The following is a 13,250-nucleotide window of genomic DNA, read 5'->3' as shown; positions in this document are numbered from 1 at the left end:
ATCGCAAGTGGCCGGAAAGGCTACTTACATTCCCGCAAGCGGGTTTTCGTCACAAATCTTGGCGGGGGGACGCATCATCAGTGTCAGAGGCACCGATGCACGCGGGGTTTTACGTTGACCGGAACGTGAGTGGTCGACGCTGGACTTGGGGATCTCTCCCGCGCCGGCCAAGGCCATTTCACCGTTTCCGATGACGCACTCGGGATCAGGACCGTCCATCGGCAGTCCGGTGAAGAACTTGGCCGCCATGCAGCCACCGCGGCAGGAGTCGTAGTGGTTGCACTTGCTGCAGGCACCACCGGTCTGCGGTGAGCGCAGCTCTTCGAACAGGTCCGAGTGCTGCCAGACTTCCTGGAATCCACCGTCTTTCACGATGTTTCCGGCGAGGAACTGATCGTGAATCGCGAACGGGCACGCGTACACGTCGCCGACCGGGTCGATCAGGCACACGACACGGCCCGCGCCACAGAGATTGAGACCGGGCAGTGCATCGCCGAACGCGGAGAGGTGGAAGAACGAGTCGCCCGTCAGGACGCCCTCACCGTTGGCCACCAACCAGTTGTAGAGCTCACGCTGCTGCTCGGGACGCGGGTGCAGGTCGTCCCACACGTCGGCGCCGCGGCCCGAAGGACGCAGGCGAGTGATGCGCAGGGTCGCGTCGTACTTGTCGGCGAGAGCCTTGAACTCGTCGAGCTGACTGACGTTGTGCCGCGTGACGACCACCGAAATCTTGGCGTCCTTGAAGCCGGCTTCCTTCAGGTTCGCGAGAGCGCGCTCGGCCATAGCGAACGAACCAGGCCCGCGCACAGCATCATTGACCTCAGCAGTGGCACCGTCTATGGAAATCTGCACGTCGACGTAGTCACTGGCCGCGAGCCGTGCGGCGACCTTCTTGTCGATCTTCACGCCGTTGGTGGAGAACTTCACACCAACCTGGTGGTCCGTCGCATAGTCGACGAGCTCCCAGAAGTCGGAGCGTACCGTCGGCTCGCCGCCACCGATGTTGACGTAGAACACCTGCATACGCTGCAGCTCGTCGATGATGGACTTGCACTGCTCGGTGCTCAGCTCGTTGGGGTCACGACGACCCGAAGACGACAGGCAGTGCACGCAGGACAGGTTGCAGGCGTAGGTGAGTTCCCACGTCAGGCAGATCGGGGCGTCGAGTCCGAGTTCGAACTGATCGACGAGGCGACCCACCTTGGCGGGTGGGGATGGCTGTTCAAGAACTGAGGTCATGGCTGTGTCCTCGCGAAGAAATGAAGCGGGCGAACGTGCAGAAGGGCTGTTCCGCACGTGGGGGCGAGCGTCTGGCTCAGACAGGCACGATCATGTGCGAATCGGCGAGAGTGCTCAGCGCACGGGCATATTGGGGAGCCGCGTCATCTTCGATGCCTTGCGCACGCAGTGCGGACCGGACATCAGGATGGTCTGGCAACGCCTTGACCACCGCAACGATGGTCGTGTTCTTCAGGAACGAGAGCTTGCGCGTTCCGAAGTGGTAGAGCAACGCCCCGAAAGGTTCGGGGCGAAGCGCTACCTGCGGGTGGAGTTTCCACCCCGCGTCGAGATCCAAAGCAGACACGGTCAGTACACGCCGCACATGCCGTCGATGGAAACTTCCTCCACGAGGGACTCCTCGACGAGGTCGTTCTCGAGCGCCTTGTTGTCACGATCTGACATGGATTCCTCCTGCGTTCGCACTCCGTCTGGAAGTCTGTAGATCAGACTTCCAACCTGGGAGTTGGTGGTCACTAGTGGGACTTCACTGTGACTCGGTTCACCACTGTAATGGCATCGAGTGCAGAATGACACACATGGAGCGAAAAAAGTATGCGTAGCCGCAAGAAACCGTCCGCTCGGATAGGTCGTCGCCCCTCCACAACGAAGGAGGGAATCAGCACGATCGGCATCGAGCTGTTCTCCACAGTCGGCTTCAACGAGGTGAGCGTCGACCAGATAGCCGACGCCGCCGGCATCGCGCGTCGGACTTTCTTTCGCTACTTCCCGTCCAAGAACGCCGTTCCCTGGGGAGACTTCGACGGACATCTCGGCGAGATGCGCGAGCACCTGGATTCACTGCCCGCCGACATCGCGTTGGTCGACGCACTCGAATCCGCATTGTTGACGTTCAACACCTTCCCACCGGAAGAGACTGCGGTACATCGCAAACGGATGGAATTGATCCTCGAAGTTCCGACGCTTCAGGCATACTCTGTGGTGATGTACGAAGGGTGGCGGCAGGTGGTCGCCGACTACGTCGCACGACGAATGAATCTCGAACCGACCGATCACGGCCCACGCACCGTCGGCTATCTTCTGCTCGGGGTGGCCATGTCGGCGTACGAGCAGTGGCTCACCGACGATTCACTCGAGCTACCGGAACTCTTGAAAACAGGTACGCAGGCCCTGCGGACCGGCATCAGCACCTGAGAAAGCATCAGCTACCCGAGAAGCATCACCACCCCAGAAAGGTGATCATGTCCACCACCACAAACGAACCGGTCCTGGATTCACTGGCACCCTCGACGCCGGGCTTGTGGTCGTTCGGGCATGTCACCGTCGAACGCGTCGATTCCGGACCGATCTCGCTCGATCGTCGAGGCGGTCGCCTCCACGTCCGGCACTCCCTCAGTCCGGCCGATCTGAGCGAGCGCCTCGTCGCCGGAGTTACCTCGTCGATTCAGGACGCGGAGTTCGGTCAGGACGAATTCGAGCTGACGATGGTCGGTCTGGTTCGCTCCACTGTGGACGGTGCTCTCGAATCCTGGACCACCTACTACCGGAACTCGCTTGCCGAACTACTGGACGGCACTGCGGATTTCGCACCGATCCACGACAAAGCCGAAGAACTGGTTCGTGGTTCCGTGCTCGATCTGGGGTCCTGCTTCGGTTTCCTGCCCCTGCGGCTCGCGCGCGCCGGAATGGACGTGACCGCCACGGACATCCTGCCCGGGACGATGATCCTGCTCGACGCGGTAGCCCCCGAACTCGGCATCAAGATCGACACGGTGATCTGCGACGCGGGTGAAGTGCCGGCTCCGGACAACAGCGCCGACACCGTCACCGCGATTCATCTCCTCGAGCACGTCGACGACTCAGTGGGCGAAGCCGTGATCGCGCAGGCGCTCCGGATCGCTCGTCAACGGGTCGTCATTGCCGTCCCCTTCGAAGACGAAGCCACCGCGTGCCACGGCCACATCCGCACTTTCGATCTCGAGTCGCTGCGCGCAGTCGGCCGGCAGACCGGTGTGCCGTTCGAGGTATTCGAGCATCACGGCGGCTGGTTGGTGCTGGACGCTACTGCCGCTTGAAGCGAACTAGCCTTCTTTTAACGTATGCGCGACAAGGGCATTCGCATGACCATGGCCCATACCGTGCTCCGACTTCAACCAAGTCACCAATTCCATGTGCTTGGTGAGCTCTGAGCTTCGGATCAGCTCTTGCCATTCACCGATCGGCCGACCGTACTTCTTCTCGATCGACGGAAAGTACGACGCCGGGCCCTTCACAGGTTCAGTCATGACCGGAATCTACCTCGGCCGGCCGACATCATCCGCGCAACTCTCTCGCTTGCATGTCCGCACCTGCGGAATCGCTGGGTTTCCACAGGCCCGGCAGCTTAGGGTCGAAGTACACCTACTTGAGAGCACAGGAGTTCAGAGATGCGACTGTCCACACGAAATCAACTCACCGGCACCATCACCGAGGTCAACCTCGGCACCGTCATGGCAACTGTCAAGGTGAAATTGGACGGCGGGAACCAGATCGTGACTTCGTCGATCACCCGCGACGCCGCGCTGGATCTCGACCTTGAACCAGGCCAAGCTGCAACAGTATTCGTGAAGTCCACCGAGGTGACGATCGGCGTCGAATAACTGGCGAACGCTGTGATCAGGGCCGGGTGAGATGCGTGGTCATCGTGTAGTCCTTGCTCGGCCCCGTCACGGTCCAGACGACAGTCCAGGCCGATCGATCGCCGGCAGTGACGTCGATTCGCCCGCGGTAGGTATCCGCACCGCACAGGTGCTCGACTTCCTCCCCTGGCGCCCAGTCGTGAAACTCTCTGCCGTCCTCGAATGTCACAGCCCACTCGAGGCCCCGCTCTGCGATGAACAGAGTCCGGAACACGGGCAGTTCCAGATCGCCGTCGCGCAGAGTGCCGCTCTCGTACCAGCGCATTCGACCGTCACCGGCGTTGGCGATGGTGGTCTCTCCGAAGACTTGCTTGGTGGAACCGGAAAGGCGGTCGACGATGTCGCGCTCGAAGTGCCACGTTCCTGCCAGCGCTCTCGGCTCGATCTTCGCGTCGTCAACCATGTGGTGATTCTAGTGACCCTGGAATAGCCGACGACACCGGAGACCGACTCGAACACACTGCGGGAGTATGTTCCGAGTACACCCGGAACACGCAGGAGATTTGCACAACCATGAACGATTCGGCCGCCCCTCACCAACGCACAGTGTTCGCCGAGGATCTCGAGATCGGCCAAGTGATCCCATTGGGTTCGTATTCGGTGACCGAAGAAGAAATCGTAGAGTTCGCAACCCAGTGGGATCCCCAGTGGTTTCACATCGACAAGGAAGCCGCTGCGTCCGGCGTTTTCGGTGGATTGATCGCCAGCGGCCTGCACACCCTGTCGATCTGCCAGAAGTTGGTGGTTGCCAGTCTCTACGACCAATGGAACGTGATCGCCGGAAAGACCATGCGCGACGTGAGCTTCCTGCGTCCACTGCGCCCCGGTGACACCCTGAGCGGAAAGGCCACCGTCGACAACGTCGTGTTCGACAATCGCTCCCGAGGATTGGTCACCATCACGGCAAAACTGGTCGATGCGCACGGCAATCGCGTTCTCGACGTGGTCACCGACGCCTACCTGCACTGCCGCCCGACTCGCGGACAGTGAATTGTCGGTAAATTCCACACCACACTGTCTGAATTGCCGTACTTTCAGTGACGTTGCGACGCAACACTACCCATCCCCGCAATCAGGAGTTCCTCACACATGAGCAGCCTCGGCGAGATCAATCCTCTCGGCATTCTTCAGATCCTCATCTACATGCTCTTCGGTGGGTCGTCCAGCACTCCCGAATAGACCCTAGCTTGCCATTGCCATAGTCAGCATCTAGTGTGCTGACTATGGCAATTACTAGTCAGGCATCGGTGACGGCCGTGCCGTCGACCGACGCAGCGCGTCATCACACCGAATTCGACTCCAGCTGGCGAAGTTTCGACGGCATTCAGGGCGGACTTGCCGTAGCACGGATGCTGCGAGTTGCCGCCGACGCGTCCGGAGCCGAACCGCTGGCAGTCACGGCGCACCTGGACCGCCCCGTCCCTCCGGGGCCGGCCGAATTGACTGTCGGCGAGATGCGGGGCGGGCGGACCGTCAGTTGCCACGTCACGCTGACCGGTGCAGGATCCGCTCTCGTTCGACTAGCCCGCGACACAGGAGTCACGACGCTGTCCGCCCCCGGAGTCGAGCCGAGTTCGGCCGACCCGTCTACCCTGCCGCCACTGGAGATCCCGGTGGATTTTGTGCCGTTCGCCCAGCACCTCGACATTCGGCCGATCAATTCGGCGAGGCCGTTCGCCGGTGGCGACTCCCCCGAATTCGACGTCTGGATCCGCCTGCTCACAGATCTCGATTTCACGGCGCAGGAGCGTGCGGCGGTCCTGCTCGATGCACTTCCACCTGGACTGTTCGCGACACTGACGATGCCCGTGGCCATTCCGACCATCGAGTTCACCGCGCATTTCATGCCGGAGCACATCACGGCAGAACCCCAATCACTGTCACCGTGGTATCGCCTGCGCCACGGGACTGCCTGGGCGACAGACACTCTCTGCGTCGACGACTCCGAACTATTCGACTCGACCGGACGTCTCGCTGCGAAGGCGCGTCAGCTTCGCAGAATTCTGCGTTGAGTTCAGCTCTACTACATCTGAATGTCGCGATGCCGGAATGCGGCAAGCGACACGATCGAAAGCACAACTGCCACAACGATCATCGCAAGCAGGGGTAGAACAGTCACAGGCTCGGCGGGGGCACCCGGTACGTGGGTGAAGGGTGACAGATCCAAAACTATCTGCGGAAGTTTCAGCAGCGTACCGAGTTGCCCGAGCACGATGCATGCCGCCAAGATTCCCCAGGAGAGGGACGACGCATACGTCGGAAACAGTCCGAAAGCCAACGACACCAACCCCACGACGACAAGCACCGCAGGCAGATATGCCAACGCCGCGCCGGTCATCCGAAGTGTGTTGCCGCCGATGTCATCCGTGACGAGCCCGAAGGCGAATCCGGTGAACGCACCCATCAAGACGTGCGCGAGAATCACACCGCCGACAACCACCCCCAAGTGGGACAGCATCCACTTCCGCCGCGACAGCGAGGTTGCCAGCAACGGTTCGAGCCGTCCCGACGTTTCCTCACCCCGCATCCGGAGAAGACTCTGGACCGAGTATGCCGCGATGACTATCGACGTGAGACCGAGTGCGGTGGCCAAGTAGGAATCCACCAGATCCGTACCGCCGCCACCGAGTTTCTCGAACATCTCCGCAGTCTGCTGCGATGATCCCACCATCGCGTCGATCTCGTTGCCCACAGCGCCGTAGGCGAATCCGAGTATGACAACGGCAAAGATCCACCAGAACATCGTCATTCGCTGCATGCGCCACGCCAGACCCCAAGCCGACGGTAGCCACGATGCCGCGGCCGGCGGGCCGGGTCGGGGCTGAACGAGTCCCGCTCCCTGATCGCGATGGTCGATGAGAACAAACGCCACCACCACGTGCGCAGCCGCAAATCCGATCAGCAACAACAGGATCCACCAGGCGTCGTCGTCGAAAGGTCTGATCTGTTGTGCCCACCCGATCGGTGAGAGCCACGACAACCAACCGCTCACCACGCGAGTTCCGTCGTCGACGACCGTACTGTTGACGTCACCGATCGCGCGCAGCATGAAGGCAACACCGATCGCGGCGCCCGCCAACCCGTTGGCCGTACGAGCACCGTCGGTGATCTGCGCCGTCACTGCCGCCACTCCGGCAAACGCGATTCCGGTACCGCCGATCGACGCGCCCAGTGCGAGCGAACCGCCGACCGGCAGGCCGACGGCGATCGATCCCAGTGCAATTCCCAGTGCCAGAACCACATTCGCACCGACCGTGACAATCAACGCGGAGGTCAGGAGCGCTCGCCGACCTACCACCGCCGCACCGATCATCTCGGCACGGCCGGTCTCCTCATTTTGTCGCGTATGGCGAACCACCGCAAGGGTACTCATCAATGCCGCCACCAACGCGAACACGAGCACCGACTGACTGGCGACTATCGCGCCCTGCGAATCGCCGGACACGATTCCGTTGGTTGCCAGCGCCACCGGCGATACCGCGGAACTGACTGCGATGTTTCGCAATTCCTCGGGTGTCGTGTACAGCCCGGTCACACTGGCGACGACGAGCAGCATGAACAGCACGATCGAGACGACCCACACGGAAAGCTGGATCCGGTCCCGTCGCAAAGCCAACCGAACCAGTCGGCGCGTGCCGGTGAACTGACTTGCCGACGCCGGTACCGGTGGAGCGGCTTCGGCAACAACGGTCATGGCAATACTCCGGTCTCGGCCCGCAGGTGGACCGAAGTCTCCCTGGCCCGCTCGTCACCGTAGTGCCGCAAGAAGAGTTCTTCGAGCGTCGGTGGAGTGGAAGTGAGCGCCACGATCCCGAAGCCGACCAAGTACTTCATGAGTGGCCCGAGTTGTGCGCTGTCGACTTCGCAGGTGACGTGGTTACCGTCGATTACCGCGTCGTGGACACCGCCGAGTCCGTCGAGTCCACCGATCGGGCGCACCGTCTCCGCCGAGACGGATGTGCGGGTGAGATGTCTGAGTTCGGAGAGTGTTCCCTCTTCCACCGTCCGCCCGTCGCGGATGATGCTCACGCGATCGCACAATGCCTCTACCTCGGCCAGGATATGGCTCGACAGCAGAACCGTCTTCCCGGCGTGAGCCACCTCCTCGACGCAGTCCTGAAATACCGCTTCCATCAACGGGTCGAGTCCTGATGTCGGTTCGTCGAGGACGTAAAGGTCGACGTCCGACGAAAAGGCAGCCACGAGTGCAACCTTCTGCCGGTTACCTTTCGAGTACGTACGCGCCTTCTTGGTCGGGTCCAGCTCAAAGCGCTCGAGCAACTCGCTGCGCCGCTTTCGATCCAGACCACCGCGCAGACCGGCCAAGAGGTCGATCGCCTCCCCACCGGTGAGGTTGGGCCACAGATTCACGTCGCCAGGCACGTACGCGAGCCGTCGATGCAAAGTCACGGCGTCTCGCCACGGATCGCCGCCGAGGACGGTTGCGTCCCCGGAGTCGGAGCGGAGCAGGCCGAGAAGCACACGAATAGTGGTGGACTTTCCGGAGCCGTTCGGCCCCAGGAATCCGTGTACTTCACCCGTCGAGACGTCGAGATCGAGGCCGTCCAGCGCGCGGGTGGTACCGAAGGTCTTGACGAGGCTTTTCACTGAAATTGCCGCACCCATGAATTTGACCGTACGCCGATTTCACAAATGTGTGAAGATAGAAAAGAAGGAAAGATCGAAAGGTTCCGATGACCGACACCAGCCATACCGTCGTCCCGGACGAGAGCCGACACTATGTCGAGCGACTCTCACTCGTGCTGAGCGACATGGGTTTTCCGCCGATGCCCGCCCGCGTCTGGGCCGCGTTGATGACCAGCGAAACACCCTCGTCCACACCTGGAGATCTCGGATCTCGGTTGGGAGTGAGCCCCGCTGCCATCTCCGGAGCCGTCCGATACCTCCAGCAAGTCGGGTTGATCGAGCGTGTGGCCGTCCCCGGGTCGAGACGTCAGCACTACTGCGTCAGCGTCGAGATGTGGGCCGACGCGTTTGTCACGAAACAGTCCTCCCTCTATCAGGTCTCGGCAGTTGCAGACGAGGGGATCAAGGTCCTCGGCGAAGGAACCATGGCCGGTGATCGGATGGCCGATCTGCGCGACTTCTTCGACTTCATGGCCGCGGAAATGCCGCGCATGCTCGCGGACTGGCGCTCCCGGCGAAAAGACCGGACACCTGGCAGGTAACTTCAGGTTTACCCGCAATTTCGGCGGGGTACCTCAATTCTCGGTCCAGCATGGTGAAGTGCGGTGTACCCGAGGAGTTGTTGATGAAGCTGTCGATCAGGGGCGCGAACACTTCACCGACTCCGCCCCTCGCACACACCGCTTCACCCGAAACCTGTGAACAATCGATTTCGTTGAATCGCACCGCCGCCGAAGCATTCGCCGGCGATCACCATGCACTCTCGAAACTCCTGGCCCGGCTGCACCCTCGCGTCGTTCTCTACTATCGCGCCAGACTTCTCGGAACGTCTGTCGCAGCGTTCGCCGACGATCTCGCCCACCAATGCACCCTGGACGTCGTCACACGAATGTCCGACACGATCTCGGCCGACACACGGATCGAGACATGTGCGTACGAGTTGGCCTCGCAACGAATTGCGGCAATTCCTCAGTCACGCAACATCGACGGGCGATTCAAACGCCCACGTCGCCTGACCGACGACCAACGTGAGGTTCTGGTACTTCGAATCGCAGTCGGTCTGACTGCCGACATGACCGCGTCAACTCTCCGCACGACTCGAGCGAGTGTGCTCGTCGTCCAGCATCAGGCACTACGCGCCTGGACGGTCTCCGGCCGAAGCTAGATCAGACCTTGCTTACTCGCGGCGTAGACAGCTTCCGCTCGTCGGCTCACCTCGAGTTTGCGCATGATGTTGCTGACGTGAAACTTGACAGTGGTCGGTGAGATATACAATCGCTCACCGATCTTGATGTTGGACAAGCCGTTTGCGAGAAGCCGCAGTACCTCTAGCTCGCGATCGGTCAATCGTTCCTTGGTTGCCGACTGTCCGTTGAGCGAACGGACGACAGCCGATGCGCTGCGAGAATCGAACGCACTCTCGCCTCGCGAGACCGCTCTGATCGCCCGCACCAACTCGGTGGTGTCGACGTCTTTGACCACATAGCCGCGAGCACCTGCGTGCACCGCTCGCACCACCAGTTGATCATCGAGAAAGGTGGTGAGAACCAACAGTCCGAGCCCAGGATGCGCTGACGACAATTGGCCACAGAGGGTCAGCCCCTCGTAGTCGGAGCTTGCGGAGAGTTTGAGATCCATCAGGACGATGTCCGGCCCGACCTTGTCTACGACGGCAAGCGCCTCGGCGAGGGACGACGCCTCCCCCACGATCTCGAGGTCGCTTTCGCGCTCGAGCACCGAGCGGAGCCCTTGCCGAAGTATCGCGTGGTCGTCGACCAGGACTATGTGAACCGAACTGTGAACCGGCGACGCTCCACGGGTGACGACGGGGCGGGCAGTGGTCATGATTCCTCGCTCTCGATTTCAGTTGTAGAGCAAAGGTTTTCCATGCCCGAGTTTTCAATGCCCGAGTGTTCAATGCCCGAGGCGAGCGGCAGTGGTAGTCGCACGAGAATCTGAATCCCACCGATCCGAGCCCGTCGCACTTCCAGCGCACCACCCAACTCCAAGGTTCGCGCCTGCATGTTCGCAAGACCGCGGTGGCGGCCGTCGAGATCGTTGGTGGCTGCGAGTTTGAGAATCAGCCGCATCCTGGCGGGGTCACCGTCACCGTCGTCGGAAACGGACAGCAACACGGAGTCCGCCCGATAGGTCAGACGGAGTACCGCCCGATTCGCGTGAGCATGGACCGCTGCGTTGAACAGGGCTTCCCCGGCGATCCGTAGAAGGGCGTGTTCCGCATCGCCCGGAAGTTCTGTCGGGGTACCGCCGACGCGAACGCTGACCGCCAACTCGTCGGGCATGTGAACCACGCCGAGCTGCTCGAGCATCTCTGGCAGCGACGTCCTGTCCGCGTCCGAGGAATGATTGAGAGCGTAAATCGCCGAACGAAGCTGCTCGACTGCCCGCCTGGTCAAATCCTTTGCCAAGTCCAGTCTTTCACTGCGCTCCGCCTCCGGGATGTCGCTGCGGCACACCTCGATCTGCATGCCGGCGGACAACACCGCTTGCGTCACACTGTCGTGAAGTTCGCGGGCGATCCGGTGACGTTCGTCGTCGACCACCTGATGCCGGTGCGCCACTCCCAACTGACGCTGAGTGGACTCCAATTCGCTGTTGCGCACCGCAAGATCGGCCGCCGTGCGATTGGCCTCCGCATACGCATCTTCGGCACGCTCGAGCAGTAACTGTCCGCGCTGATAGAGCGCCGAATTCTGCAGGGCCACAGCAGTCTGGCTGGCCAGAATACTGAGCACGGCACCGTCCGTCGTATCGAGCGTCCGGTTGGCCGGCGTCCAGGCAGCAAAGGCGCCGACCACACCACCGCCGAGCACGATCGGCACAAACGCGTAGTGCGCGTCGATCACCGAGTTGGATTCGATTCTGCCGTAACGGATGTCGTCGAGGCATTCGACGACATCCTCCGGAAGCGGTGGGCCCTCCACATTGTCGACCAGGAACGGCGTCGCATCCGGACCGAGGACCAATCGCCGAGGCCCGGCGTCGGGCAAAGTCCCGTCGGCCAAGGCGAAGACTATCCAGTTGGCACTCAGGTGAGCGCGGGCAGCTTCCGCGACCGCGCAGACCAGGGTTTCCGGGCCCTCGACGGTGCGCACCAAAGCCCGCGAGATCAACTCCAACGCATGTACGACGCGTTCGAGTCGCTCGGCCGCACCGCGATACTGCGGGTAGAACGAACTCTTGCCCGACCGCAATCCGGTGAGCCTGGACAGGTCCGCGGTCATCGCCTCCACCACTTCACAGCGTCCCTCTTCACAGCGCCCATCTTCACAGCGTCCATCTTCACAAGGCACCTCTGAACAACGCCACCATCTGCTCCTGCGTCGCTTCCCGGGGATTGGTGGACATGCAGGCGTCGAGCAACGCGAAGCTGGCGAGCCTACTCAGGTCTTCCTCGCGAACACCCAACTCCCCCAGCCCCTTCGGCACGCCGACCTCACGCGCGAGCCGTTCGACCCGATCGGCCACCGCCAGCGCTGCTTCCTCCGGGGTGCCGTGTTGCTCGGGAAGACTCAGTGCCGCAGCGATGGCAACAAAGGGGTCAGCGTCCGTCGTGGAATTGAAGCGGATGACGTGGGGCAACAGAATTCCGTTGATGACGCCGTGCGGCAGGTCGAGCATGCCGCCCACCTGATGGCTCATCGCGTGCGCGGCGCCGAGTATCGCGTTGGTGAACGCCAACCCGGCCTCGAGGCTCGCCTGCGCCATCACCGACCGCGCTTCCATCTCCATCGGGTCCTGGATCGTGTGCACCAGATTCTCGGTCACCAACCCGACAGCGCGGAGCGCGTGATGATCGGTCAACGGATTGTGCGCCAGCGAGACGAAGGCTTCGATACCGTGCGTCAGTGCATCCAATCCCGTTGCAGCATTGAGCCACTCGGGCATCGTCGTGAGCAACCGCGGATCGATGACCGTCACATCGGGGACCAGAGCCCGGCCGATGATGGTGATCTTGGTGCCGCGGGTCGTGTCCGTGACGATGCAGAACTGCGACACGTCCGCGCCGGTGCCGGACGTGGTGGGAACCATCACCAACGGCGGGATCGGTTTTGTCGCCTGATCTACACCCTCGTAATCGAGTATGTTGCCGCCGTTGGCAGCGAGGACGGCGACCCCTTTTGCCGCGTCGATGACGGAACCGCCGCCGAGCGCGATGATGACGTCGCACTCGCCTTCCTGGTACACCTCGAATCCGGCCGCGATCTCGAAGTCCTTGGGGTTGGGCGTCAGCCCTGACCACACCGTCGCGGTCAACCCCTGCTCGGCAAGATGGCCTTCCAGTTCGCTGACCCATCCCGCGTCGATCAGACCGGGATCGGTCACCAGGAACGGTCGGAACCCGCCGAACCTCAGAGTCGCGTGTGCTGCCTCGACCAGGGAACCGATACCGAAGACGATCTCGGGGGCGTGAAATTTGACCAGTCGAGCAGCAGTGCCGCGGCGATGAACACCGTGGTTCACAGCATCCGGATAAGCCACGGACACGACCCCACTCTCCTCTCGCTGCGCTGAGATCTCCGCTCGGGATTCCGCATCCGTCGCTCCCAGTGCATCAGCTCTCACGTGCACCAGCCATCATGTGCACCAATTGGTGTGATCCACCTTACAATCGCTGGCCCCGAGCCTACGCGGACGGCGGTCGGGGCACACCCACCGAAGGAG

The 13,250-nt window shown here is 61.9% G+C and carries 17 protein-coding genes; 7 read left to right on the top strand and 10 right to left on the bottom strand.

Features of this window, described 5'->3' with window-relative positions:
• Nucleotides 1-24 precede the first annotated feature (24 nt).
• The 3 genes from mftC to mftA form a co-directional block, all read right to left on the bottom strand.
• Nucleotides 25-1,239 carry a mycofactocin radical SAM maturase gene (gene mftC / locus ACWF6P_RS12730; RefSeq protein WP_317552369.1) on the bottom strand — a complete coding sequence of 405 codons (1,215 nt, stop codon included), beginning with the start codon at nucleotides 1,237-1,239 and terminating at the stop codon, nucleotides 25-27.
• Nucleotides 1,240-1,315: 76 nt separating this feature from the next.
• Nucleotides 1,316-1,603, bottom strand: coding sequence for a mycofactocin biosynthesis chaperone MftB (mftB, locus tag ACWF6P_RS12725; protein WP_007728309.1), 288 nt, complete (start codon nucleotides 1,601-1,603; stop codon nucleotides 1,316-1,318).
• Entirely contained in the window at nucleotides 1,588-1,683 is a 96-nt protein-coding gene (mftA, locus tag ACWF6P_RS12720) for a mycofactocin precursor MftA (RefSeq protein WP_063836238.1), read from the bottom strand. The genes mftB and mftA overlap by 16 nt, the downstream gene beginning before the upstream one ends.
• A gap of 150 nt (nucleotides 1,684-1,833) precedes the next feature.
• Between mftA and mftR the strand changes: the two genes are divergently transcribed.
• Nucleotides 1,834-2,433, top strand: a complete 600-nt coding sequence (mftR, locus tag ACWF6P_RS12715) for a mycofactocin system transcriptional regulator (RefSeq protein ID WP_452621219.1) — start codon at nucleotides 1,834-1,836, stop codon at nucleotides 2,431-2,433.
• A 47-nt stretch (nucleotides 2,434-2,480) separates the two neighbouring features.
• Nucleotides 2,481-3,314, top strand: coding sequence for a mycofactocin oligosaccharide methyltransferase MftM (gene mftM, locus ACWF6P_RS12710; RefSeq protein ID WP_452621218.1), 834 nt, complete (start codon nucleotides 2,481-2,483; stop codon nucleotides 3,312-3,314).
• A gap of 6 nt (nucleotides 3,315-3,320) precedes the next feature.
• Here the strand turns inward: mftM and ACWF6P_RS12705 are convergent, their stop codons facing one another.
• Nucleotides 3,321-3,524: a DUF4287 domain-containing protein gene (locus ACWF6P_RS12705; RefSeq protein WP_452621217.1), complete on the bottom strand. Its 204-nt coding sequence runs from the start codon at nucleotides 3,522-3,524 to the stop codon at nucleotides 3,321-3,323.
• A 141-nt stretch (nucleotides 3,525-3,665) separates the two neighbouring features.
• On the opposite strand from ACWF6P_RS12705, the gene ACWF6P_RS12700 reads away from it, so the two are divergent.
• Nucleotides 3,666-3,878, top strand: a complete 213-nt coding sequence (locus ACWF6P_RS12700) for a TOBE domain-containing protein (RefSeq protein ID WP_003942061.1) — start codon at nucleotides 3,666-3,668, stop codon at nucleotides 3,876-3,878.
• Between the two features lie 16 nt (nucleotides 3,879-3,894).
• Here the strand turns inward: ACWF6P_RS12700 and ACWF6P_RS12695 are convergent, their stop codons facing one another.
• Nucleotides 3,895-4,320, bottom strand: coding sequence for a DUF6314 family protein (locus tag ACWF6P_RS12695; protein ID WP_452621216.1), 426 nt, complete (start codon nucleotides 4,318-4,320; stop codon nucleotides 3,895-3,897).
• Between the two features lie 110 nt (nucleotides 4,321-4,430).
• On the opposite strand from ACWF6P_RS12695, the gene ACWF6P_RS12690 reads away from it, so the two are divergent.
• A complete protein-coding gene (locus ACWF6P_RS12690; protein ID WP_452621215.1) occupies nucleotides 4,431-4,907 on the top strand; it encodes a MaoC/PaaZ C-terminal domain-containing protein in 477 nt (158 codons plus the stop codon).
• Between the two features lie 233 nt (nucleotides 4,908-5,140).
• Nucleotides 5,141-5,929 (top strand): thioesterase family protein, encoded by a 789-nt coding sequence (locus ACWF6P_RS12685; protein ID WP_452621214.1) that lies wholly within the window; start codon nucleotides 5,141-5,143, stop codon nucleotides 5,927-5,929.
• 11 nt (nucleotides 5,930-5,940) lie between these two features.
• On the opposite strand, the gene ACWF6P_RS12680 is transcribed toward ACWF6P_RS12685, so the two are convergent.
• Both ACWF6P_RS12680 and ACWF6P_RS12675 read right to left on the bottom strand, forming a co-directional pair.
• The gene (locus ACWF6P_RS12680; protein ID WP_452621213.1) at nucleotides 5,941-7,611 is read right to left on the bottom strand and encodes an ABC transporter permease; all 1,671 of its coding nucleotides are present in this window, start codon (nucleotides 7,609-7,611) and stop codon (nucleotides 5,941-5,943) included.
• Nucleotides 7,608-8,543: an ATP-binding cassette domain-containing protein gene (locus tag ACWF6P_RS12675; RefSeq protein WP_452621212.1), complete on the bottom strand. Its 936-nt coding sequence runs from the start codon at nucleotides 8,541-8,543 to the stop codon at nucleotides 7,608-7,610. The genes ACWF6P_RS12680 and ACWF6P_RS12675 overlap by 4 nt, the downstream gene beginning before the upstream one ends.
• A gap of 68 nt (nucleotides 8,544-8,611) precedes the next feature.
• Between ACWF6P_RS12675 and ACWF6P_RS12670 the strand changes: the two genes are divergently transcribed.
• The gene (locus tag ACWF6P_RS12670; RefSeq protein WP_452621211.1) at nucleotides 8,612-9,106 is read left to right on the top strand and encodes a GbsR/MarR family transcriptional regulator; all 495 of its coding nucleotides are present in this window, start codon (nucleotides 8,612-8,614) and stop codon (nucleotides 9,104-9,106) included.
• Between the two features lie 83 nt (nucleotides 9,107-9,189).
• Nucleotides 9,190-9,729: an RNA polymerase subunit sigma gene (locus tag ACWF6P_RS12665; RefSeq protein ID WP_452621210.1), complete on the top strand. Its 540-nt coding sequence runs from the start codon at nucleotides 9,190-9,192 to the stop codon at nucleotides 9,727-9,729.
• Here the strand turns inward: ACWF6P_RS12665 and ACWF6P_RS12660 are convergent.
• Genes ACWF6P_RS12660 through ACWF6P_RS12650 form a run of 3 tightly spaced genes read right to left on the bottom strand, consistent with a single transcriptional unit; the run spans nucleotide 9,726 to nucleotide 13,073 of the window.
• Nucleotides 9,726-10,409: a MadR family response regulator transcription factor gene (locus ACWF6P_RS12660; protein WP_452621209.1), complete on the bottom strand. Its 684-nt coding sequence runs from the start codon at nucleotides 10,407-10,409 to the stop codon at nucleotides 9,726-9,728. The genes ACWF6P_RS12665 and ACWF6P_RS12660 overlap by 4 nt on opposite strands.
• Nucleotides 10,406-11,809, bottom strand: coding sequence for a MadS family sensor histidine kinase (locus ACWF6P_RS12655; RefSeq protein ID WP_452621208.1), 1,404 nt, complete (start codon nucleotides 11,807-11,809; stop codon nucleotides 10,406-10,408). Before ACWF6P_RS12655 ends, ACWF6P_RS12660 begins: the two co-directional genes overlap by 4 nt.
• A 58-nt stretch (nucleotides 11,810-11,867) precedes the next feature.
• On the bottom strand, nucleotides 11,868-13,073 hold the full coding sequence (locus ACWF6P_RS12650) for an iron-containing alcohol dehydrogenase (protein WP_452621207.1): 1,206 nt from the start codon (nucleotides 13,071-13,073) through the stop codon (nucleotides 11,868-11,870).
• Between the last annotated feature and the right edge of the window lie 177 nt (nucleotides 13,074-13,250).

The organism is Rhodococcus sp. NPDC055024 (assembly GCF_053608585.1).
Note: the sequence above shows the minus strand (reverse complement) of the source record. Positions and strands in the feature narration are given on the sequence as shown.

Bases quoted from the DNA above. Each gene is read 5' to 3' on its own strand.
- ACWF6P_RS12680 (WP_452621213.1), bottom strand. From the start codon at position 7,611: ATGACCGTTGTTGCCGAAGCCGCTCCACCGGTACCGGCGTCGGCAAGT.
- mftM (WP_452621218.1), top strand. From the start codon at position 2,481: ATGTCCACCACCACAAACGAACCGGTCCTGGATTCACTGGCACCCTCG.
- ACWF6P_RS12670 (WP_452621211.1), top strand. From the start codon at position 8,612: ATGACCGACACCAGCCATACCGTCGTCCCGGACGAGAGCCGACACTAT.
- ACWF6P_RS12685 (WP_452621214.1), top strand. From the start codon at position 5,141: ATGGCAATTACTAGTCAGGCATCGGTGACGGCCGTGCCGTCGACCGAC.
- ACWF6P_RS12700 (WP_003942061.1), top strand. From the start codon at position 3,666: ATGCGACTGTCCACACGAAATCAACTCACCGGCACCATCACCGAGGTC.
- ACWF6P_RS12660 (WP_452621209.1), bottom strand. From the start codon at position 10,409: ATGACCACTGCCCGCCCCGTCGTCACCCGTGGAGCGTCGCCGGTTCAC.
- mftR (WP_452621219.1), top strand. From the start codon at position 1,834: ATGCGTAGCCGCAAGAAACCGTCCGCTCGGATAGGTCGTCGCCCCTCC.
- ACWF6P_RS12665 (WP_452621210.1), top strand. From the start codon at position 9,190: ATGAAGCTGTCGATCAGGGGCGCGAACACTTCACCGACTCCGCCCCTC.
- mftA (WP_063836238.1), bottom strand. From the start codon at position 1,683: ATGTCAGATCGTGACAACAAGGCGCTCGAGAACGACCTCGTCGAGGAG.
- ACWF6P_RS12695 (WP_452621216.1), bottom strand. From the start codon at position 4,320: ATGGTTGACGACGCGAAGATCGAGCCGAGAGCGCTGGCAGGAACGTGG.
- ACWF6P_RS12705 (WP_452621217.1), bottom strand. From the start codon at position 3,524: ATGACTGAACCTGTGAAGGGCCCGGCGTCGTACTTTCCGTCGATCGAG.
- ACWF6P_RS12655 (WP_452621208.1), bottom strand. From the start codon at position 11,809: ATGACCGCGGACCTGTCCAGGCTCACCGGATTGCGGTCGGGCAAGAGT.
- mftC (WP_317552369.1), bottom strand. From the start codon at position 1,239: ATGACCTCAGTTCTTGAACAGCCATCCCCACCCGCCAAGGTGGGTCGC.
- ACWF6P_RS12675 (WP_452621212.1), bottom strand. From the start codon at position 8,543: ATGGGTGCGGCAATTTCAGTGAAAAGCCTCGTCAAGACCTTCGGTACC.
- ACWF6P_RS12690 (WP_452621215.1), top strand. From the start codon at position 4,431: ATGAACGATTCGGCCGCCCCTCACCAACGCACAGTGTTCGCCGAGGAT.